Below are 21649 nucleotides of genomic sequence, written 5' to 3'. Positions count from 1 at the left end.
TCCTACATGAGAATGCCCATGTTTAGTATCTGAAAAAATCGAGTTGAAAAGGATTTTTTTGGGGAGAATTAGAAGGAAAATTCTGAGTTCAGGAAACTTCCCCTTCCGGTCGGGAGCGCCCAAATTCATTTTCAGAATTTTGAGGGGTAAATTTCCAAATTTCAGATCCTGAAGGATAGGTTTCTGACCTTTCTGTATCATTTTGCCTGCATTCCAACTTTCTACATAGGTCTTGGAATGGGTGACGAAGGGAAGAAGCTCCACGTATGCTCATGTCCAAATTATTCTATAATGAGACTCAATATCAATAAAATCTTTTTATTTTGAAAATTTTTCTGTTGACATAGGAAACAATAAAAAGAGATTTTGTTTCCTATGGGTGGAAACAAAATATACCATAAATGTTTCCCGTTGGATGTTATGCAACACAAACAGAATCAGGCAACCTTTCGCAGCGTATTCTACTTAGGCATTTTCCTAAGTGCTCTTTCTATCTCGGGAGAAAATCGAGATGATTTGGAGAAAGAAGGAGTTTGGACAACTACTTCTCTTATCCGTTATTCTTTAGAGAATTCAGTTCAGGCAAAGATGAGCCTATTGGATTTAGAAAACTCTGAATATGATTGGGAGAAGGAGAACGGTAAATATAATTTTATCGGGACCTTAACCGCTAATACTCAAAAGACGAATAACTTACCATTACCTCAATACACTTTGCAAGGTAGGGAGATCACAAGTAATACACTCTCCGCAGGTCTATCAAAGGCTTTTAATACAGGAACCACTGCGAGTTTAACGGTCTCGGACAACCGTTACGAAACGGACGCAGGAAAAAGACCTGAGCAGCAAGGAACGATCGCACAACAATTTGCTCAGCCAAGTCTTCACTTTGCAAATCTTGGTTTCACTCTCAAACAAGAATTATTGAAAAATATTTTCGGATACCAGCAAAGAAGATCCTTAGAGATCAGTAGGAGAAGTTCCGCAGTCCGAAGATTGGATGCGATGAACACTCTTTCTAGATCGGTAGTCCAGTCTCTATTATCTTTTTGGAATTTGTCCTTAGCGGACGAAAATCTCAAAACTGCAGAACTTCTGGTTAAAAGTGTAAAGAATGTAAAGGATATTACTTCTTCCAAGGTTCGTATGGGAGTGGCGGAAGATTATGAGTCGGGGCAATGGAATGCACTTTTGATCTCTGCGGAGAACCAGCTCAGACAGGCAAAATTGGAAAAGGATAGAGTTCGAAGAGACTTACTTGTTTCTCTTGGAAAAGATCCTGAAACTAAAGTGAATTTTGCCTTGGTTTTGGATGATTCTCTTCCTTCTCTAGGCGCAGAAGATTCTGAAACAGAAGAAGCATTTCAACATAGATACGATTTCAAAAGTATCGCATTACAAAAACAAAATGCAGCAACCGCGCTGGAAATTTCCAAAAACGGATTATTACCTTCTCTTTATGTGAGTGGGACTTATAATTCACGCGAATACGATCGCAATTTTCCTCAAAGTTTTGATGGAATAGGAAACGGTAGATTTACGCAAAATTCCGCAGAGATCAAGATGGATTATCCTCTTGGAAATGATACTGCAAGAGCGGAATTTAGGAATTCACAAACACAAAGTAGAAAGATGGATCTTCTTTTGGAGCAAACAAAAGAGCAGGTCAAAACCGACGTGAGACAAGGGCTGCAAAAGATCAGCACTACTTACGAAATCCTAGAAGAATCTAAAAAGAATCTCTCTCAAGCGGAGAAGTTTTACTCGGGCATTCTGCCCAGATACAGATACGGAAGAGCCACATCCGTAAACGTTAAGAATGCATTGGACTTGGTAGCTCAAGCTAGATACGGACTGATGCAGGCAAAAGTGAATTATAACTCGGCGCTAGTACAATACGAACTCTCTAAGGGAACCTTATTTCGTAAATACGGAATGGATGCCGAAGAAGTTCTGAACCAAAACACCGGAGATCAAAAATGAATTTTGCGGAACTATCGATCAAACGACCGATATTTATAACCTGTACGGTTCTCATCATTCTTGTTTCGGGATATCTTTCCCTGAACAAGTTGGGCGTGGACCTTTTTCCTAACGTAACCATTCCGGTAGTCACAGTGACCGTGCCTTATCCTGGAGCGGCTCCTAACGAGATCGAAACTCTGATCGCAAAACCAGTGGAAGATGAACTTTCTACTATCTCCGGAGTGAAAAGGATCCGCTCTACTTGTAGTGAAGGATCCGGAACAATCATCCTGGAATTTACCTTAGAGACCGACGTGAAATACGCGGAACAACAGGTAAGAGATAAAGTTTCTGCAGTTAAGCCTAAATTGCCGAACGATATCAAAGAGCCTATCATAAGAAGGATAGACCCTGCTGATCAGCCGATCATCATCCTTGCATTAAATGCAAACTTGAGCGAAGCGCAGATATATGATATCGCGAACGAAGAGATCAAACAGAATCTTTTAACTGCGAAGGATGTGGGAAACATCACAATCTATGGTGGACGTAAAAGAGAGATCCATGTCGCTTTAGATCGCCAGAAATTAAAACAACATATGATCCCAGCCTCTGTCGTTTCGAATCGTTTGGCTTCCGGTGGAACGAATATCCCAGCAGGTAAAGTGAGCAAGGCGGATTCTGAGTTGGTTTACAGAACCATTAACGAATTCAAATCTCCGCAAGAGATTCGAGACACTCCAATTTCCTTATTCGGGAACGAAGTTCCGGTTAGGATCGGGCAATTGGGAGAAGTAGTAGATACTCTAGAGGATGAAAGCACTCGCGCATACTTCAACGGTAAAAAAGCGGTTTTCTTATTGGTATTTAAACAATCAGGATCGAACACAGTCGCGGTTGCACAAGAAGTAAAAAAACGAATTGAAGATCTGAACAAGGAACTTGCAAGAAGAGAAGGTGGTGCAGTCCTTTCCATCGCAAACGATAACTCCATTCAGATCGATGATAATATCTATGATGTAAAGGAAACGATCATCATCGGTATCGCGCTCACGATTGTAGTGGTTCTATTATTCTTAGGAAGTGTTAGATCTACGATAATCACAGGACTTGCATTACCTAACTCACTTTTAGGTGCGTTTATCTTGATGGCGGTCGCGGGATTTACCGTAAACGTGATGACACTTCTTGCATTAAGCCTAGCAGTGGGACTCCTTATAGATGATGCGATCGTGGTCCGTGAGAACATTTTCCGACATAGGGAGATGGGTAAAACTGCGAGAGAAGCTTCTACAGAAGGAACTAAAGAAGTAACATTAGCGGTAATTGCAACTACTATGACTGTGATTGCAGTATTCTTACCAATCGCATTCGTGAGCGGGGTAGTAGGACAGTTCTTAAGAGAATTCGGACTAACGGTTTGTTTTGCACTTTTGATCTCTCTTTATGATGCGCTTACAATTGCTCCAATGTTATCTGCTTACTTTGGTGGAAAAATTTCAGGAGCACATGCGCACGCAGGTCATGGACAATCTTCGCAAGAATTTTTAAGCGTTCCATCAGATGGAAAGAAAAAGAAGAAGAACGGTGCAACCACCACTTTAGAGGAGATTGCATTCTCTAAAATAAGAGCACAAGAAACTCCGAAAGGGATTGTTTCCAGAGTATTCTCAGCTTTATTCGAACTCTTGAAATTTGTATTCGGGGTTTTAGGAAGAATTCTTTCTCCTTTGGAGAAGGGATTAGATTCAGTCTTATCCGGATTTAACGTATTCCAAACTTGGTTGGAAAATATTTACGCAAGCGTTTTGAAATTCACCTTAAAACGTCCAGTGTTCATCTTGAGTAGTGCGGTTTTGATCTTTGTTGCCAGCTTGATGCTGACCAAATATATTCCTAAAACATTCTTACCTGCGCAAGACCAAGGAAAATTCCAAGTCACCTTGGATATGCCTCCTGGAACTTCTGTCCAAAAAATGGCAGAGATTGCGCAAGAAGCATATAAACAAATTTCCTCTCATAAAGAGATCAAATTGGTCGCTATGTTTAATACGAATAGAACGACTACCATGTTCGTGGAGATGATCCCTGCAAAAGAAAGGAATATGAATACTTCTCAGTTCAAGGACCTTATGCGTAAGGAATTGGAATCTTTCTCTTATGCGAACCCTATCGTTAAAGATATAGATAACGTAGGTGGAGGACAAAGACCTTTCACTCTGGTTGTTAGCGGACAGAACGGAAAAGTTGTAGAAGAATATTCCAGAAAACTTTTCGAAAAATTAAGAGAATCAAAAGCACTTCTGGATGTGGACACAAGTTATAGAGCCGGTGCTCCAGAATTCAGAGTGGTGCCTGATCGCCAAAGAGAAGTTTTACTCGGAATTCCGGGTACCGTAATCGGAACAGAATTAAGAACCCTAGTAGAAGGAACTACCCCTGCGGTTTATCGTGAGAATGGAGTGGAATACGATATTCGTGTCCGTTTGAAAGAAGGTCAGAGAGATTTGAAGGACAACTTCTATAACTCGTTTGTGCCTAACTTTAACAACATGATGATCCCAATCCAAAACGTTGCTAAGGCGGAAGAAACAACAGGTCTTGCTACCATCAACCGTATGAACAGAAACCAATCTGTGGAAATTTATGCGGACGTAAATCCGGATGGACCTGGTATGGGTGGTGCAATGGAAGAAGTAGCAAAACTTACACAGACAGAATTGCCTCTTCCTCCCGGAGTTCGTATCGGATATACAGGACAGGCTGAGAACTTTAAGGAGATGGGAACTTCTCTTGGGATTGCTATGGGACTTGGTGTATTATTCATCTATATGGTTCTTGCATCCTTGTATGAAAGTTTTATAACTCCTATTGCGATCATGTTGGTTCTTCCTTTGGCGCTTTGTGGAGCGTTCATCGCTCTCTTCTTAACCCAAAAGTCATTGGATATATTCTCCATGATCGGGCTAATCATGCTCATCGGGGTGGCTACCAAAAACTCGATCTTACTCGTGGACTTCACGAACCAACTCATACAAAGAGGTGTGGAAATGAAAGAAGCGATCATAGAAGCGGGAAGAGAACGTTTACGTCCGATCCTAATGACATCGTTCGCTTTGATTGCCGGTATGGCTCCTATCGCGATCGGATTGAACGAAGCATCCAAACAAAGGACGAGTATGGGTGTCGCGATCATAGGTGGATTGATCTCTTCTACCGTGCTTACGTTAGTAGTGGTTCCGGCTGCATTCTCCTATATAGAGAAGTTGAACAACTTGGTCCGTAGAAATTCTCCGGATCCGGATGCACGATAATTGCCATGGACTTCACCGAGAAAAAAAATAGGCTCCGAGTTTTACTCGGGGCATCTCGGGTCTTTCAACGGAAAGGTTATGCAAAAACTAAAATGGAGGACTTTGTAGAAGAGTCCAAAATCGGAAAAAAAACCTTATACGAATATTATTCGAACAAAGAAGAAGTTTTAAAGGCCGCCGCCGACTATCGCCAGACCAGGGCTTCTTTTAAACTTAAAAGAATTCGAAATAACCAGGCTTTGGACTTCTCCAAACGATTTGTAAGGATGAGAAAGGAGCTATTGGATGTTTGTAAGCCCAGCCATTTTGCGTTATGGAAAGAATTGCAGGATCAAATTCCAGAAATATGGAGAATGGTGAAGGCAAAGAGGGTCCAATTAATAGATACCGAAATTGAAAGCTTATTGGAAGAGGGGAAAAAATTAGGAGAATTCAGAGCGGACTTGAGGCCTGACTTGTTCATCATGGCATTAATCGCCTGTTCAGATGCGATTTACAAGTGGGAGCAAAGCCCGACCGAGCGTCGGGTCAATATATCCGAACTGGACAATATTTTTCTTTATGGCATAATACGCAGAGGAAAAGAGACGTTAAAATCGTCTTGAGATTGAAAAATCGTTTCCTAAGCGAAAGGGGGATAATAAAGTGCACAGCGCCGTGGAACAAGAACTAACCCAAGAGAAGGACGAAGTCCGAGAGAGAATATTCGAAAAATCGTTCGAGCTATTTTTGCGATACGGTTTTGCGAAGACTCGAATGGAAGAGATTGCTCGAACTCTTAGGATCAGTCGCAAAACACTCTATAAACACTTCGCCAATAAACATGAATTGTTAAAAGAAGTGATGACTGATAAACATCTCAGAATTCACGGCAGAATCGAAGGGATCTTCCAAGATCCAGACAAATCCATCAAAGAAAAGATCCAGTCAATGAGAGGTTGCCTCTCCTCCGAAATCCCTCACGGAATGAACGAATTTTTAAGAGAGATCCGTGACCAAGCTCCTGATATTTGGAAACAAATCCAGTCTCTAAAAGAAAAAAATATAAACAGAACAATGAGAAAGATGATCGAGACTGGTATCAAGAACGGTGAAATTCGTTCCGATGTAAACCCCGATATCGTACTTCTTATTCATTCGGCGGCTTCCGAAGCGATGTTTGATCCGAACTTCTTAGCACAGACCCCATATTCTATCCGAGATTTGGTCCAAGAGCTGGACAATATTATCTTTTACGGGATCGTAAAAAGAGACGATATCTAAAGTAGGAAATTTTTTCGCTTTTGATAGTATTCTTTTTTTTTCTAAACTTATTCTTCTCGGTCGTAGTTTACTATTTATTCCTTTCTAGATATAGAGAGTTAGGAAGGCTCGGCCTAACTATCGTATCTACCTCCTTAGTCTTACTTTGGATTGGCCTTACTGCCTTTCTACTGACTGCTCTCGGGATCTATCGTTTTGATAGAGTAATTTATTCCATCATATTTTTTGCAAGTATAGGTTTAGTCGCTTTTCTGCGATCTAGATCGTATGGTTTAAGTGAAAAGTTCCCCGCCTTAGAGATAGGAAAAATAGAACTCCTACTTCTTGTTCTTTTCTCGTTGTTCTCATTTTATCTATATGCCAGTTTTCCTACTCAGTATATAGATGGTGGACGAGATCAGGGGCAATATACAATTTTTGGATATGTGATTGCGAAGACAGGCGGTTTTAATCTGGATATTCCGGATTCTGGATTGATCCGTAACATTTTCGGAAATTCCGTTTTACTCGATTACCAAGCTATTTCTCTGGATCCAAAAGAAGGAATTGATCAGAGATTCCCCGCTTTTTTTCATTTATTGCCCGCATATTTAGCAGTCGGTTACGATCTATTGGGAATGTACGGATTGTTCGCAATAAATTCGGTCTTTGGATTTTTATCCATCTTTCTCTTTTATCTAATCGTAAGACGGCTTTCCGATCCATTAGTAGCCAGTGCAGCATTGGTTTTATACGTTTTGAACGTATCACAATTATGGAATATTCGCTCGACATTGTCAGAATCAATTTCTCAGTTTCTAATACTTTTGACCGCCTACTTATTACAAACATTCTTTAAAACCAAGAATAGATTTCTAATGTCCTCGATCGGTGTGATTTTTGGGATTAGTTGCCTACTTAGAATTGATGGTTTTACTTATTTTCCGGCATTAGCCTTATACTCGGTTTATTTGGCTGTAGTATCTCCTAAATACTTTAAGAATTTTTTATCCTTTTTCTTTTCATTTTCTTTAGTAAGCGTCATCGCAGCAATATATTCGTATTGTCGTTCTCTAATGTATATTGAGGCTCATTGGATATATGTGAAACTATTGATAATCAGTGCCTGCTTTTCGATCGGTTTCGTTCTTATAGAGGCGATTGCGCTGAAAAAAGCGCCGACTGTTTTGGAAGATCTCAGAGTTTGGTTGAAAGATAGAAAGAAAATTCTGCGTGTCCTTACTTACATCTTTATTGTTAGTTTGATCGGATTTATTTATTTGATTCGATCGAATTTAGTAAATGAATTCAGTAACTCTAAGACATCCGACAGTATAAGAGTAAATTTTTTACAGGCCTTTTTGTGGTACGTCCCATTTTGGCTATTTATCTTCCTTCCTTTTGCTTTTGACCTTTTTCTATTTCGGAAAAATGGAATTAGAACCTCTTTTCTATTCTTCGTAGGTTCCCTTTTACTCTTTTTGTATTTATTGGACCCAAAAATCCACCCTGATCATTTCTGGGCCACTAGGCGATGGGTTATTATTTCTATTCCATTCGCAATCTTGGGTTCGTTCTTGGGAATTCGATCGATTCCAATTTTAAACCAAAAATGGAAAACTTCTATCCTGATCTTAGGATTTTTATCGGGACTCGTATATACGATCTGGAGGTCGAACTTGATTTTGTTTCGGCCGATGATGGGGGGGTATCTGGAAGGTTACGAACAATTTTCCAGATCATTACCGGTCGACGAAGGTATATACTTTACTACTAAAAGATCGATTGCAAGTCCTCTGCGTTATATGTATGGAAGAAATATCTTCCTAATCCAAAATTCCTTGGAATTCTTAGATAGAGTTCCCGGACTTCTGAAATTGGATAAAAAGGTTTATATCATACAAAATGGAGATTTTTCAGGTTATAAATCTAATTTAAAATTTTCTAAAGTAGCAGATTTAGATTTAAAAGGAAAGTTTCCCATTGAATCGGTATATAAGTTTCCTGAGTTTCTATATCATAAAAATTTGGATCTACAAGTTTTCAAGATTGAGACATCTGATAAAATCCCACTTGGCGGGCCGATCGAAATGGTATGGAATCCCGCTAATGGAGGATTTTTATCTAAAGTTGGTAAGATAGAAGAAGATGGAACAATTTCTGCAACAAGGCATCGAGGTCCACTTGTTTATGGCCCATTTCTTACATTGCCCGGTGGAAAATATGAAATACAATTCTTCGGAAAAAATCTCCAGAATGCGGAATTCGATGTCGTATACAATCAAGGCTCGGATCGTTTATTGGAAATTCAAAAAGGTACTGAAAACAGTATTAAAACTTTATTATTCGAACTGAAACTTCCTATTGCGGATGATTTGGAATTTAGAGTGTTTGTGGAAGGGAAGTCTGGTGTCAAAATTGATAAGATTTCCTTAAAAAGAATACTATAGCAATAATTGATTAAGGTACTATCTTGCGCCAGACAAGTATTCTTGATCCATAGTCTTCCTTTTGATAGAGTCGATTTTTATCAAAATAAAGGATCATTTCGCTGACTGATTTGCTGGCCGGTACTAATTCTTCTTCCGGGCTGCGTAGAACGACCAAGTCTGGATACCATAATCCGGATTCGATTTTTTTCCAATCATGGTATGGCATCTTAATATCGTTTCCGCAAAACAAGTACGCGGCGTAAGAAAAAGAAGCGAAAACCTTTTCTTCACATCCTGACCTTATACGGACCAAAGTGAAGGTATCTGAGATAGAATTTAAGGTATTGGCTTTTCCTCTTTTGATCAATTTTGCGACTGTAGGTCCGCGACCACTATAATTTCCGGGGAAAAGTAAAAGAAAGACTGATATAAGAATCAGTCCGATTGTGGGAAGAAGTATCCACCTCCTATCCTTTCCGAAATTGGCAAGTCTATTGGATAGGTTTGAAATTGCGAAAGGAATCGAATAATAAAATAATAATATAGCCGGAAGCCCGAAATAGAAGGAGAAAAAAGCTCTGTCTTGGGATATGGAAGACATCCATAGTCCTGCAACTACGATTCCCGGAATGGCTCTCCATCCGGAGAAAATAGGTAAACACAATACGCTTACGAATAAATATTTGAACTGTCCGGAAATTAGCAGTTTGAGGTAAGAAAAAGGATTCTGGAAAAGATCGACCAAGATCTCCGATTTACTTTTCCCCCATTTATCAGAAAAATGTGATACTTTGTCCGGAAAATATGTTGGGGTAAACCAGAAGAGTATGACCCCTACATATAATAATATTAGAATAAAATAGAATATTAGCGTTCGTACTCGTACACGCCCAAAAAGTAAAGAAGTTGCTCCTATTGCATAAATCCAAGCATCCTCTTTGACCATTAATGCGAGTAAAAGGAAGGGTAGAGAGGTTAAAAAGGAACCTCGATTCGCATAAAGTAAAAATCCCGAAAAGAGAGGGATCCACAAGTTCTCAAAATGAGGATAAAGGTGCGCGTGAGTAACATATGGGTTGAGTAGGAAAGTAATACTTAAAACCCAGGAATATTCAAACTCGGGTACTATTTCTGAAAAATAGCGCTCTAATAATACGATACCAAAAGAGATACTAATACATTGAATGATCAGCCATAGTTCCAGGTAAGGAAAAAAATGGAAAAGAAAAGAGAGTAAACCGAGTATATAGGAGCAATGTTCTTGGAGAAATGGTACGCTGAATTCGTAAGACCAAAAATACCCTACAGATTTAGGAGTTGCGAGAGCATATAAGATCGAACCGGAATCATGCCATTCTATCTGAAGAGTGGCATATTGGATACCGGATAGAGTTACTAAGTAGATAAGGGAAGATAAGAATAAAATCCAAGACTTTCGTTCGGTTCCGTATCTAAAAAGATTCATAGGAAATTACGAACCAATTTCTTGTATAGGAAACCGATTGAAAATACTTATTTTTATTCTTCCGGATTGTCGTACTAATCTACTGAAATTTTTTTCCGATCCGGTGAGTCAATACTCCTTAACTTGCCTAATTCACTCTTGATCTCCTCAATCGACAATTCTCCTCCGCCTGAATTTTCTGAGATTGATTTCAAAATAGGCTGCAATTTAGAAGCTTCTTCTTTGGAAACGGAAATCCCAGATTGTATTAAGATTTCATAAATTGCGGATTTGCCTGATTGGCTTGTGAATGCGATCCTATCTCCTTCGGGTCTTCCTATTAAGTTCGCATCGAAAGCACGATAGGCTCCCTTCTTCATATCTTTTGTTTTGGAAACTCCGTCTTGATGGATCCCGCTTCTATGAGCGATTACGTCTTCTCCGATCAAGGGTGCTTTTTCCGGGATTGGAACTCCTGACATACGAGAAACGATCCTGGAAGTTTCATAAATTGTCTGAAGATCCAAATCGACTTTGACTCCACAATTATGAAGAGCGATCGCAACTTCGTAAGTGTTTGTGTTTCCTGCTCTTTCTCCCAAACCGTTTAACGCAGTTTCCAATTGAGTGGCTCCTGCAAAAAAACTTTCTACAGTGGTTGCAGTTGCCATTCCCAGATCGTTATGGGTATGGACTGAAATTTTACTTCCTTGAGGCAATGACTCCGCAACTTTTCGGACCATTGCTACAAATAAATACGGTCTGTATCTTTCCACAGTATTTGGAAGATTAACTACATCCGCACCTGCGTCCAAGGCTGCCTGGAAAGCTTCCACAGCAAAGTCCATATTCTCCAATGAATCTCCGAAATGTTCTCCGGAGAATTGCACTTCTCCGTAATTTCCGGCCAATTTGCGTGCATATGCAACTGATCGTATAATGTTTTCTTTAACTTCTTTTTCTGAAATCCCTAATACGTTTCTGATCGTAAAATCGCTAATAGGGTAAACTATATGGATCCTTGGGCGAGGAGCATGTCGGATCGCTTCCCAAGAAAGATCTATCTCCTTCTCCACAGCTCTAGAAAGACTGGAGATTGCAATATTCTCCGGAGCCAAAGAAGAAAGATAAGAGCAAGCTTCGAAGTCTTGTTTGCTTGCGGAAGCAAATCCAACTTCTATCCCTTGTACTCCTAACTTTACAAGTCTCTTAAATATGATCTCTTTTTCTTCTAGGTTCCAAGGTTTGCGTAATGCCTGGTTTCCATCTCTTAATGTTACATCCATGAAGAATGGGGATACAGGAGGAGTTTTCAAACCCTGACCGGGTATGATCATTTCTTGGATGGAAGGATATTGTGTTGCTAAATCTGAGTTTGGTTTTTGTTCCATTGGGCACTCTCTTTTTCCGGCCTCAAGCGAGGAATTTTGCCGGGAAAGAGCCCTGATACAAAAAAACCCGCTCAGAGGAGCGGGTTTTTGCACACGCAAGTTTCCGTCCTCTCAACTCCAAAGAAGGAGTAAGAGGAGACCGAGCATATTAGCTTGGAAGAAATTTTGCGCCATACTTATACTTTTAGACTCGGCAAATTGGAAAAGGAAGTCAAGTAAAAAAGAAAAAAATGCTGCGCATCACTGTCGCAGTCATCAAATGTCCTCTTCTTTTTTAAGAAAACTCCAGATCCCACCTTGCTCGAATTGTTTCTCTTCCAGCAATTGTTTGAGCTGGAGATATTCTTTTTTGACCTGGTCCGGGATGCCAACGATCTCTAATTTTTGGAAGGTTTCTCTCGCTTCTTCAAAACGATTTGTTCTTACATAACAAATCGCTAATGCATACAGAGTGGGGGAATCTGATAACTCGGACTCAGGGAGATCTTTTAGTAGATCCAATGCACGATCAAATTTAGAAGCACCGGTATAAACTGCCGCTAAATTCTTTTTGGCGAATACATCATTATCATCCAATTCCAATGCCTTGGAAAGATGGAATTCCGCTTTAGGTTTATCCTTCTTGCGGGCAAATAAAACACCGAGTCCCACCCAGGCTTGTACATGCGCTGGTTCTAAACGAATACATTCTTGGAGCGCGGATTCTGCGGGGGACATATCCCCCAATTGAGAAAGACACATTCCTAAATGAAAAAATGCGTTAGGATTATTCGGCTCAGACTCAGTCCAAGAGATCAATACGGACTTAGCGGAATTCGAGTCTCCTCGTTTCAGATAGTCCAATGCGGTTTTCAGTCTTGGATCCATTCTTTTTCCATTTCTTTTCTTCCTTATGGATACGACTATCTTTTTCCTCTTTGGTTTCTCTATTACAATGTTGAGAAGAGGCTTTCCATTCCCATTCCGCGTTGATCTTGAGCCATTCCTTATCTATCTGGTATTTTTCCATAAGAGTATCGAGTAAACGAACGTCTTCCCAATCATCAGCGTTCACGAAATGATTGGATTCTTTCATAAATTCCTTTTTCCAATGAGAAACGAAATTGTCCAAATGATCTTCTTTGAAATTTTCTAAGCTGTCTTCCGAATTTGCACATTCATTGATCAGGAATTCTACATGTTTTTTTCTGATCTTCGCTTCTGGAGTTTCGGTTACTTTCTGGTATGTCACGTAGATGGTTCCCAAGACTAAAGTGGTTTCAAAAGCGAACGGGACAGGAGTGATCGCAGCGATTGCAAGTACTCCTCCTAATTTTCTTATAATAGAACTGCTGTCTTTTTTGAGTTCCGATTTATATAAGGAAACTTCTTTGATCCTTTCCGTGTATTTTTGTTTTTGGGGGGCTATAAATTCTGAATCGAATTTTTCCAGATCTGCGTATGCGTCTTTATATTTTGTCTTAAGACTTAGGTCTGTTCTGTATACATTACCTTCTTCATTCGTATAAAAGAGAGAATATTGATGCTCTCTTGAAATTAAAGATTTATCTCCTCTTGGAAAAGAAGAGCATGAGTATATAGATAATAAAATTAAGATCTGTACTCGTCTAGAAAATTTGCGTTTTGGTTTTGCCGGGGAAAATATTAGAAGTATTTGATGGTTTATGGATAAGTGTTGCATAATAGGCCTTCCCAGTTGGTATTGGCGCTTATTTTATATCCTCGCCAAATTCTAAGTCGGACATAGGAAATAAATTTCTATAACCTGTTTTGTTTGTAACCTTTACAGATTTGTATTCGTCCAACCTCGATTTTCGCTGGACAGAAATTCTTTCCGAGGTTTCATAGAAGTGCCGGACATTCTATGAATTCATTCTCTAAATATTCGATTATACTTTTTGTATCTGCTTTTTTATTGTTTCTATCTTGTTCAGGAGCGGAAAAGCAAAATCCTGAAATTCAGTTGCCTTCTTCCGGAGAACAAAGATCTGAAATGCCAGTACTAGTCCAATTCGAAGATGATTTGGAATACGATGTAAAAACTTTGATGGCAACATTTGCTACTGGGGTTGAAGGTAAAGATAGAAGATTAGATAGGGAATATGCTAAATTTCCAATCTTAGTCGGAACTGGGGCCAGATCCAAAGAATTGGAATTAGAAGGCACAGTCACCAGAAGGGTTTCTTGGACTAGATCCGAAAGAAAGGAAGTTCTAATCACTATCGAAGGAAACAAACTCACTCATAACTGTGGTTTGGGGATTACCGATAAAACTTTGGCATTGTCTAACCCAGGTAAAAAACCGTTTAGATCAGTTCGTCTATTTTTCCAAAGTACAGGAGTGAGAGATACTCCTCGCACAGGATTTGCCTGGGTTGCAGGACTCGGAACTTATTTACTTTATCCGTTGATCTATACGGGATTCGTGGTCGAAAAGATGGATTGTGGATTGGTTATAGAAGGTTAGATTATAATTTTGCTTTTCTAATTCGTCTAATAAGAAGAATATAACAGAAAGGAAGAAGAATATGCCATATATGGCGGTCGGATCTCGACAAATTTTATATTCCGATTCTTCGGCTCCCGCTCTAGTAGGAGACCAACCCAGAGAAGTTGCTTCCGTTTCGGACAACGCTATTGTGCAACCGCAAACACTTGTGGTTCCTCCAGGCGGTTTGCCTCCTCATTTGGGACAGTTCCTAGATTCTACAGTTTAAGGACATAGATGTACAGACTTCTTTTTTCCGTTTTGCTACAATCCTTGGTAGTAGTATTCGTTTTTCCTCTGATTGATTCAGGATTTCGTGTCAGCAATAATGTTTGGGACGTAATAGTAATCGTTCTATTCTTCGGATTTTTAAATTTTGTTTTAAGATGGTTCCTTGTCCTGGTCACTTTCGGTGTAGGATATTTGGTTTATCTTTTGACCTTGGGAATTGCCGGTCTTGTTGTGAATGCTATCGTTCTATTCTGGATTGCTAATATATTCCCTGATAAAATATTCGTGCCTGGCTTCTGGGCCGCTTTCTGGGGAGGAGCAATTCTCACCTTGGCAAATTACGTAGCTAAAAGAGAAAGTAGCGAAGAGCATTCCAGATCAGATCGTAAAAAGAAAAAATCCTATTAGATTTTCCGAATGATTCGAGAGATCCAAGCAATTTTTAAGAACGACCCGGCTGCCAGGGGATTGGAATTCATACTCTATCCCGGGTTGCATTCCATTCTGATGCATAAGTATATTGCATATCCTTTATATCAGATAAGATTAAAGTTTTTAGCCAGATTTATTTCTCAATTCAATCGTTTCCTTACAGGGATTGAGATCCATCCCGGCGCAAAGATAGGAAGTGGATTATTCATAGACCATGGAATGGGGATCGTAATCGGCGGGACTGCAGAGATAGGTGACGATTGTATCTTATTCCATGGAGTTACCTTAGGTGGAACAGGAAACCATCAAGGAAAACGTCATCCTACCGTAGGGAACAATGTGCTTATAGGAGCAAGAGCAACAGTTTTAGGTCCGGTTCACGTGGGAAATAACGTGAAGATCGGAGCGGAAGCTGTGGTCATAGATCATGATATCCCGGATGATTGTACTGTGGTGGGCGCCCCCGGAAAAATCGTCCGACTAAAAGGGAAAAAAGTTAAGATCTCCCTTAAAAAAACAAAACTAGTTTAGGTTTGAGAGCATCTCTTCTTCTAATTCGTTAAAATATTTGGGATCGTGTGTCATCACATAAAATTGTGAATTCCCCTGGAATAATTTTAGAAATAGTTCCGCTTTCTTCCTAGAATCAAAATTTGCAGGAAGTGTAAGAGTCTTCTTATTCTTTTCGAAATAATTTTCTAAACAAGAGGTCCAAGATTCTAATACGGAAGAACTTCTTTCAGCTAAGTCAGGTTCAGGTTTATCTAGGCTTCCCATAAATCGAGCAAGAGGACAGCCGAAATACTTTCCAGACTTAACCTGCTTTTTCAAAAGGGCCATCCATCTATGTATGAACTCTTCCGGAGTTTCGGATCTTTCCATTAATCTTTCCCAGCCGTCTTGAAAATCTTTTCCTTGTCGATCTAGGTATTCTTTTCCCAGATCCTCTTTGGTCTGGAAATATCTGTAAAAACTTGCCTTATGGGATTCTGACTCGTCGATCACCTGGTTGATAGAGGTCCCAGCGTATCCTTGGGAATACATTAAGCGGACGGCAGTAGATGCTATCCTTTCGAAGGGACCTTCTAGTTTGCTCATCGGACTAAAATAAAATGATAGACTAACTGGTCTATCCTATTTTTATAAGGAAGATCGCGAATAGACTGATTGGTCTATTGGAGGAAAACCATGCAACAATTGCTATTTTCTAAAAGAAATCGAGTAGAATGGGAAGAAGTCCCGGATCCTCAACTTTCCGGACCGAACCAAGCATTGGTCCGTCCCTTGGCGGTTGCCAGATGCGATTTGGATCTTCCAATTTTAAGGGGACAAACATTATTCCGTCCTCCTTTTCCTTTGGGTCATGAATTTGTGGGAGAAATTATAGAAACAAGTGAAGAGTTATCCTCACTATTTCCTAAAGGAACTCGTGTTGCGGTTCCATTCCAGATTTCCTGTGGACATTGCGCAAATTGTGAAACAGGCCTGACTAAAAGTTGCAGCACTGTTCCTCATACAAGTGCTTACGGAATGGGAAAAGGTGCAAAAGAATTTGGCGGAGCAATCTCCGATTCTGTCTTGGTCCCGTATGCAAAAGAGATGTTGATTCCATTTTCTAATAAAACCGATCCTGCAGCTATCGCAAGTATCAGTGATAATATTGTAGAAGCATGGAAGTTGGTAGGTATACATCTCCAACAAAACAAGAATAGGTCGGTCTTAGTACTCGGAGGTTTTGCCTCTAGTATAGGATTATATACTGCTGCCCTTGCAAAACATATGGGCGCCTCTGAACTTGTATATGTAGACACAGATAAAAAACGTTTAGAGATTGCCGAATCTTATGGAGTAAAAGTGGAGCAGGTCACCTCTTTTCCAAAAAGTTTAGGTAAGTTTGATATAGTGGCAGATGCGAACGGAACTGCAGAAGGTTGGGACTGTGGTCTTAGATCTCTTGGAATAGAAGGTGAATTCGGATCTGCTTCTATCTTCTGGACCAATAATATTCCGATCCCTTATTTAGAATTATATAATAATGGGGCTACAATTCGTTTGGGAAGAGTTAGATCCAGAGAATGGATCCCTGAAATTTTGAGATTAGTAGAAGAGGAAGGTTTCGATCCTTCTAAGGTCACCACACGTAAAGCATCTTGGTCGGAAGCGGCAGATGCTTTCTTGGAAGAGGAGACTAAGTTGATCGTTGTCAGATGAAGTACATTGGATTTGAAGGACGGGGAAACTCGTCCTTATTTTTTTAATATTGTCCTATAGACCTGAAATAATCCCCCAAAAGCGCATCCACCTCTTCAAAGGAAGAATATCCTTTGGTTAAGATTCCTCTGTCTAAACCGTCTGAAAATACCAAACAAGGAAATCCGGTTACACCTAATATATATCCATAATTAAAATCGTTTCTGGTTTCCAAGAGAGTTTCTTCTCTATAATATAATTCTTTAAATTCATCTAAAGGAATAGAAAGTTCAGAAACAATCTCCGCATATGTTTCGAAATCGCCGGGGTCCTTTCCTTTGGAATGGAAACTCTCTAATAACTTATCTAAAAAAGCGAAAGATAGACTAGGATTGATCCTTTGTGCTGTGATGACCGCTCTGGAACCGGGTTCAGAATCATATTTAATAATGCGGTTTTGGAGTATATCGTAGTGGAAATTTCTTTTAGAGATCCTTTCTACTTCCTTCCAAAGGTATTTTAATTTTTCGGTTACATCTTCTGAGAATGTTTCCACTTCTGGTCCGTATTTTAATCCACCGAGCACTAATGTGAATTCTATCCTGTCTGAGTATTTTTCTCTGACCTTTTCAAAAACGGGAGAGAAACCGTAACACCAAGCACAAATCGGATCGGCTACGTATAGGATGGAATGTTTGGTATCCGGGCGTTTGAATTCTAGGCTCACAGATTACAGGGATAAATTCTTCTTTTATCTTTTCCAACTAAAAAAGGCGGGAACATGTCCCGCCTTCCATTCCTTTTCAAATAGGAGGATTCTTTTTAGATTTCGTTCGGGTGTTTGACGTAGTAGAGCGATAACCATACTACCCCGAAAAGTACCCCCGCGTAAGCTAGGATCGCAGTTGCGATGTCAATCATAGGAAGAACTGCTGCTATAGGTGTAACTTTAGTCGCAGTAATCTTCGTAGCTTCACCAAGAATTAGGAAAAGACCTCCCAATCCTATTAGGTGATAGCGATTCATCGCATCCTTGGATACTCGGGCAAACCGGGCAAACACAGGAACAGCCAAAAGCGCTAATGCGAAGATGGTCACTGTATCCATGTTCATACCTCCTTAAGGTACTAGGTTAGACCGATGAGGGGGTTCACACATTTCACAAGAGTTGAAAAATTATTTTAAAAAAATATCATGTAATATAACGAGTGATTAATAATAGTATTAGGATCATAGTTCTTAAGGGTTAAATTATATTTTTATCTTATGTATCACGAGAGTGATAGTTTTCTATTGGTTACATGATTTTATATTTAGTACATTATAATATATTAATGCAATTTGAGTTTTTGTTTAAATGTAGAAGACCGTTGTAGCGAGTGGTCAGCGATAGCGGTCCTTCTTCTTTTCATCGAATCGTAATCTAAAGGTAAAATTTTTTTTTGGACCGGAGAACGGCGTTAAGTATGTTCGTGATTCAGTGGACGTATTATCGTACTATTTGGAAACCTACGAAGCCTGTAGAAAGGCATTCTTATCCTACAAAAAGCAGTTAAAATCCAAGTTCGAACGCTTCGACTATGAATGTCTGGAGATCCCCAAAGATGGGGGAGTATTGGATGTCTTTTGTTTAGGAGAAAGGAAAAAGCCTGCAAAACGCCTGGTTATTATGAGTTCTGGCATCCATGGAGTGGAAGGATTCGCAGGTTCCGCATTTCAACGCAGATGGATTGAGGAATTTCTACTAGATGATAAAAGCACTTATAAACTTCCTAAAAATTCTGATTTTCTGATCCTGCATGGGATTAATGCTCACGGTTTCAAAAATTTCCTTAGAGTGAACGAAAGGAATGTGGATTTAAACCGTAACTTTGCTTTAAAGAGAGAGAAGTTACACAAGAAGTTCAAAAACAAAAAATACAGAAAGATTCAAAGTTTCTTAAATCCAGGTTCAGAGTTCGGTAATTTTTTATTTGAGTATATATTCTTCATTATCCGGTTTTTGGGAGTGGTGATCCGTTTTGGTGCAAAATATGTTTTGGATGCAGCAGTAAACGGGCAATATGAATTTCCAAAAGGGATATATTATGGAGGCAGGAAACCTGAACCTGTTGTAAGAGTTTTAAGAAAGTATTTTAAAAAAGTTCTTAAACCATACGAGCGTATTTTGATTTTGGACTTTCATACCGGTTATGGAGAAAAAAACGGGATCAGTCTCATGCAAAATGCAGAGAAAGGTTCTAGAGAAGATAAAAATTTGAAAAAGGTATTCGGCGATTTCGGTTTATTATTGAATGAGGGAGAAGAAGACTTTTATAGAACTTCAGGAGATTTTACCGATTTCTTCGGGAAAATTTTAACAAAAGGTAAAGATCTATTTCCGATCACTGTAGAGCTCGGGACCTTCGGTAATTTGAGTGTTCGTGGTGCGATCCGTGGTAGTTTCCTGATGATCAGCGAGAATCGTATTCGTTTTCACGGTTCAAAATCGGAATCTGAAGCGGATAAGGTACGAGAAGAATTTAAACAAATGTTCTATCCAAACAGGGAAGATTGGAGACTTGCCGCAATGGATCATGTTTTCGGAATTGTTCCGGAAGCAATCACCAGATTTTCTAAATTATAGTCCTAAACTCGATCCACGATCAACAGAGTAACATCGTCTTCAAAATCGGATCTATGGCAATAGGTCCTACATTCTTTAATCAAACTTTCAGCAGCTTCTGCTGAATGTGATTGAGAATGATTGCGAACCGCTAGAGTAAGCAAATCTTCGCTATATCTTCTGGTTCTGTCCGAGTTGGAGTGTTCAGTAAGTCCGTCCGTGTACAATACCAATCTATCTTGGGGTTGGAAAGCGGTTACATATTCTTCGAAGAAAAGATCAGGGATCACTCCGACCAATTTTCCTTTTGTTTCTAGATGTAAGGAGCTTCCTTCTGATTTTCTATACAAGATAGGAGGATTATGACCTGCGTTTGTATAAGACATCGTATTTGTGCCCGTATGAATGATCGCATAAAATGCAGTTAGGAAATTCCCAGCTAATTTATTATATAATGCGTAATTGAGCGCAGTGAAAAACTTGGAAGGACTTCCTAATGTTTCCGAATCGAATGTGCTAACTACAGTATGAATGACCGTTGCCACAACAGAAGCGGAAAGTCCATGGCCCGAAACATCTGCAATAAGAACAGCGCTTCGATTTTCATCCAACTTTAGAATATTATAAAAATCTCCGCCTACATTATCGTAAGGGATATGTTGTACTCCAAACTCCAGGCCTCCCACATAAGGAAGACTAGATGGGAGTATCTTATGCATTACTTCTCTAGCACGTTTTAGTTCTCTGTCCGTATCTAAAACTTTGTGAAATAGATTAGCATTTTTGATGGTAACACTGAGTCTATTTGCGATTGCGCCCAACATTTCTAGATCTGCATGTGTGAATGCGAATCCCGAGTATTTATTATTTACGCTGATAACTCCTAATAATTCTCCTCTGAATAATAAAGGAGCCGAAATGAGTGAGTTTGCTTCGAATTTATATTTAGCACTTTTATCGTATCTTGGATCTTCGTCCAGATTTTGAATGAGTAGGCTTTGTTTTTCTTTTGCGACCCAGCCTGAAATTCCTTCTCCATAAGGGACTTGTATATTATGGATGGCTTCTTCTGGAATTCCTCTGGCAGCTAAAACTCGAAGTACTTCTAAGGTAGGATCTGCTATATAAATGGTTCCTGCTTTTGCTTCTAAAAATTCGAGTACCTTGTCTATAAGCCAATTTCCTAATTCGTTGATACTCTTTTCTGCGACAGTTAATTTTTCGAATTCATAAAGTAGTCGGAGCTCCAACACTCTCTTTTTCAGAGCTTCATGAGCCTGGGCATTTTTGATTGCGATTGCAGCCATTTCGGAAAGTGAATTTAAAACCTCTACATCCGAGGTTTCAAAACTTCTGTTATCCGATTTGTTCAGAATTTCGAGAGTTCCGATCACTTTGTCTGCAATGTATAAAGGAACGCAAACAAGTGATCTTGTCCTAAATCCTGTTTTTTGATCCAAAGCAGGATTAAATCTTGGATCAGTATATGCGTCTTCTAGTATGATTGCTTTTTTCTCTTTTGCGACCCAGCCTGCGATTCCCTGTCCCGGTTCCAACCTTGCATATTTTTGGACGATCTCTCCTTTTTCGCCCAAGGCGACTTCACAGTATAAAAATCCGTCCTTCTCCTCTAATAGAAATAGGGAGCTCGCTTCTGCTTCCAGTAGATCTTTGGAATACAACATGATCAAAGGAAGAAGTTGGTAAAGGTCCAGGTTAGCGTTTAGGATCGTACTCGTATTCAGTAGGCTTTTGTATTTTCTGGCTTCCGAGTCAATAGTGGACATAGATGGGGCAAGACTCTCATGGATCGGGAAGTAAGTCAACGGATTGTCGTTTTCTCTCGGAACAAAATGTGAGAAAGGCGTTTTTTAGAGGAACTCCGACCCTTTTTTTCGGTCGGATATATGAGTCT

19 protein-coding genes are annotated in these 21649 nt (G+C 39.6%); 11 read left to right on the top strand and 8 right to left on the bottom strand.

Annotated features, from left to right (window positions below; all coding sequences use genetic code 11):
• Window positions 1–375: 375 nt before the first annotated feature.
• From CH377_RS12920 to CH377_RS12900, 5 genes are read left to right on the top strand one after another with little or no spacing between them, the layout of a single operon-like run.
• Entirely contained in the window at window positions 376–1983 is a 1608-nt protein-coding gene (locus tag CH377_RS12920) for a TolC family protein (protein WP_100724195.1), read from the top strand.
• Window positions 1980–5279 (top strand): efflux RND transporter permease subunit, encoded by a 3300-nt coding sequence (locus tag CH377_RS12915; protein WP_100724194.1) that lies wholly within the window; start codon window positions 1980–1982, stop codon window positions 5277–5279. The genes CH377_RS12920 and CH377_RS12915 overlap by 4 nt, the downstream gene beginning before the upstream one ends.
• Before the next feature lie 5 nt (window positions 5280–5284).
• A complete protein-coding gene (locus CH377_RS12910; RefSeq protein ID WP_100724193.1) occupies window positions 5285–5884 on the top strand; it encodes a TetR/AcrR family transcriptional regulator in 600 nt (199 codons plus the stop codon).
• 40 nt (window positions 5885–5924) lie between these two features.
• Window positions 5925–6542 (top strand): TetR/AcrR family transcriptional regulator, encoded by a 618-nt coding sequence (locus CH377_RS12905; protein WP_100711008.1) that lies wholly within the window; start codon window positions 5925–5927, stop codon window positions 6540–6542.
• Window positions 6543–6562: 20 nt separating this feature from the next.
• Window positions 6563–8971, top strand: a complete 2409-nt coding sequence (locus tag CH377_RS12900) for a hypothetical protein (RefSeq protein ID WP_100724192.1) — start codon at window positions 6563–6565, stop codon at window positions 8969–8971.
• Window positions 8972–8981: 10 nt separating this feature from the next.
• Here CH377_RS12900 and CH377_RS12895 read toward each other — a convergent pair whose 3' ends face one another.
• The 4 genes from CH377_RS12895 to CH377_RS12880 form a co-directional block, all read right to left on the bottom strand.
• Window positions 8982–10418, bottom strand: coding sequence for a DUF2079 domain-containing protein (locus CH377_RS12895; protein WP_100724191.1), 1437 nt, complete (start codon window positions 10416–10418; stop codon window positions 8982–8984).
• A 74-nt stretch (window positions 10419–10492) separates the two neighbouring features.
• The gene (gene leuA2, locus CH377_RS12890; RefSeq protein WP_243402056.1) at window positions 10493–11734 is read right to left on the bottom strand and encodes a 2-isopropylmalate synthase LeuA2; all 1242 of its coding nucleotides are present in this window, start codon (window positions 11732–11734) and stop codon (window positions 10493–10495) included.
• A 309-nt stretch (window positions 11735–12043) separates the two neighbouring features.
• Complete coding sequence (locus tag CH377_RS12885) at window positions 12044–12655, bottom strand: tetratricopeptide repeat protein (RefSeq protein WP_207797616.1); 612 nt, start codon at window positions 12653–12655, stop codon at window positions 12044–12046.
• Window positions 12594–13469, bottom strand: a complete 876-nt coding sequence (locus CH377_RS12880) for a hypothetical protein (RefSeq protein ID WP_243402047.1) — start codon at window positions 13467–13469, stop codon at window positions 12594–12596. Before CH377_RS12880 ends, CH377_RS12885 begins: the two co-directional genes overlap by 62 nt.
• Window positions 13470–13652: 183 nt before the next feature.
• On the opposite strand from CH377_RS12880, the gene CH377_RS12875 reads away from it, so the two are divergent.
• The 4 genes from CH377_RS12875 (at window position 13653) to epsC (ending at window position 15470) form a co-directional block, all read left to right on the top strand.
• A complete protein-coding gene (locus tag CH377_RS12875; RefSeq protein WP_100724190.1) occupies window positions 13653–14255 on the top strand; it encodes a hypothetical protein in 603 nt (200 codons plus the stop codon).
• A gap of 61 nt (window positions 14256–14316) precedes the next feature.
• Complete coding sequence (locus tag CH377_RS12870) at window positions 14317–14505, top strand: hypothetical protein (RefSeq protein WP_100711012.1); 189 nt, start codon at window positions 14317–14319, stop codon at window positions 14503–14505.
• 8 nt (window positions 14506–14513) lie between these two features.
• Window positions 14514–14915 (top strand): phage holin family protein, encoded by a 402-nt coding sequence (locus CH377_RS12865; RefSeq protein WP_100724189.1) that lies wholly within the window; start codon window positions 14514–14516, stop codon window positions 14913–14915.
• Window positions 14916–14924: 9 nt separating this feature from the next.
• Window positions 14925–15470 (top strand): serine O-acetyltransferase EpsC, encoded by a 546-nt coding sequence (epsC, locus tag CH377_RS12860; RefSeq protein ID WP_100724188.1) that lies wholly within the window; start codon window positions 14925–14927, stop codon window positions 15468–15470.
• On the opposite strand, the gene CH377_RS12855 is transcribed toward epsC, so the two are convergent.
• Window positions 15462–16037 carry a TetR/AcrR family transcriptional regulator gene (locus CH377_RS12855; RefSeq protein WP_100724187.1) on the bottom strand — a complete coding sequence of 192 codons (576 nt, stop codon included), beginning with the start codon at window positions 16035–16037 and terminating at the stop codon, window positions 15462–15464. The two genes, epsC and CH377_RS12855, sit on opposite strands and share 9 nt — an antisense overlap.
• A 90-nt stretch (window positions 16038–16127) precedes the next feature.
• Between CH377_RS12855 and CH377_RS12850 the strand changes: the two genes are divergently transcribed.
• Window positions 16128–17150 carry a zinc-dependent alcohol dehydrogenase gene (locus tag CH377_RS12850; protein WP_100724186.1) on the top strand — a complete coding sequence of 341 codons (1023 nt, stop codon included), beginning with the start codon at window positions 16128–16130 and terminating at the stop codon, window positions 17148–17150.
• 43 nt (window positions 17151–17193) lie between these two features.
• On the opposite strand, the gene CH377_RS12845 is transcribed toward CH377_RS12850, so the two are convergent.
• Together CH377_RS12845 and CH377_RS12840 are read right to left on the bottom strand one after the other, a co-directional pair.
• A complete protein-coding gene (locus CH377_RS12845; RefSeq protein ID WP_100724185.1) occupies window positions 17194–17856 on the bottom strand; it encodes a DsbA family protein in 663 nt (220 codons plus the stop codon).
• Window positions 17857–17951: 95 nt separating this feature from the next.
• Entirely contained in the window at window positions 17952–18236 is a 285-nt protein-coding gene (locus CH377_RS12840; RefSeq protein ID WP_086448304.1) for an LIC10816 family protein, read from the bottom strand.
• A 373-nt stretch (window positions 18237–18609) separates the two neighbouring features.
• Between CH377_RS12840 and CH377_RS12835 the strand changes: the two genes are divergently transcribed.
• Window positions 18610–19755: a M14 family metallopeptidase gene (locus tag CH377_RS12835; protein WP_100724184.1), complete on the top strand. Its 1146-nt coding sequence runs from the start codon at window positions 18610–18612 to the stop codon at window positions 19753–19755.
• A gap of 2 nt (window positions 19756–19757) precedes the next feature.
• On the opposite strand, the gene CH377_RS12830 is transcribed toward CH377_RS12835, so the two are convergent.
• A complete protein-coding gene (locus CH377_RS12830; RefSeq protein WP_100724183.1) occupies window positions 19758–21521 on the bottom strand; it encodes a GAF domain-containing SpoIIE family protein phosphatase in 1764 nt (587 codons plus the stop codon).
• Window positions 21522–21649: the final 128 nt, after the last annotated feature.

It is taken from the genome of Leptospira haakeii, assembly GCF_002812045.1.
GTDB lineage: Bacteria > Spirochaetota > Leptospiria > Leptospirales > Leptospiraceae > Leptospira_B > Leptospira_B haakeii.
Note: the sequence above shows the minus strand (reverse complement) of the source record. Positions and strands in the feature narration are given on the sequence as shown.

Excerpts from the sequence above, each read along its gene's own strand:
- CH377_RS12920 (WP_100724195.1), top strand. The coding sequence starts at position 376 with ATGGGTGGAAACAAAATATACCATAAATGTTTCCCGTTGGATGTTATG.
- CH377_RS12915 (WP_100724194.1), top strand. The coding sequence starts at position 1,980 with ATGAATTTTGCGGAACTATCGATCAAACGACCGATATTTATAACCTGT.
- CH377_RS12910 (WP_100724193.1), top strand. The coding sequence starts at position 5,285 with ATGGACTTCACCGAGAAAAAAAATAGGCTCCGAGTTTTACTCGGGGCA.
- CH377_RS12895 (WP_100724191.1), bottom strand. The coding sequence starts at position 10,418 with ATGAATCTTTTTAGATACGGAACCGAACGAAAGTCTTGGATTTTATTC.
- leuA2 (WP_243402056.1), bottom strand. The coding sequence starts at position 11,734 with ATGATCATACCCGGTCAGGGTTTGAAAACTCCTCCTGTATCCCCATTC.
- CH377_RS12885 (WP_207797616.1), bottom strand. The coding sequence starts at position 12,655 with ATGGATCCAAGACTGAAAACCGCATTGGACTATCTGAAACGAGGAGAC.
- CH377_RS12880 (WP_243402047.1), bottom strand. The coding sequence starts at position 13,469 with ATGCAACACTTATCCATAAACCATCAAATACTTCTAATATTTTCCCCG.
- CH377_RS12875 (WP_100724190.1), top strand. The coding sequence starts at position 13,653 with ATGAATTCATTCTCTAAATATTCGATTATACTTTTTGTATCTGCTTTT.
- CH377_RS12870 (WP_100711012.1), top strand. The coding sequence starts at position 14,317 with ATGCCATATATGGCGGTCGGATCTCGACAAATTTTATATTCCGATTCT.
- CH377_RS12865 (WP_100724189.1), top strand. The coding sequence starts at position 14,514 with ATGTACAGACTTCTTTTTTCCGTTTTGCTACAATCCTTGGTAGTAGTA.
- epsC (WP_100724188.1), top strand. The coding sequence starts at position 14,925 with ATGATTCGAGAGATCCAAGCAATTTTTAAGAACGACCCGGCTGCCAGG.
- CH377_RS12855 (WP_100724187.1), bottom strand. The coding sequence starts at position 16,037 with ATGAGCAAACTAGAAGGTCCCTTCGAAAGGATAGCATCTACTGCCGTC.
- CH377_RS12850 (WP_100724186.1), top strand. The coding sequence starts at position 16,128 with ATGCAACAATTGCTATTTTCTAAAAGAAATCGAGTAGAATGGGAAGAA.
- CH377_RS12840 (WP_086448304.1), bottom strand. The coding sequence starts at position 18,236 with ATGGATACAGTGACCATCTTCGCATTAGCGCTTTTGGCTGTTCCTGTG.
- CH377_RS12830 (WP_100724183.1), bottom strand. The coding sequence starts at position 21,521 with ATGTCCACTATTGACTCGGAAGCCAGAAAATACAAAAGCCTACTGAAT.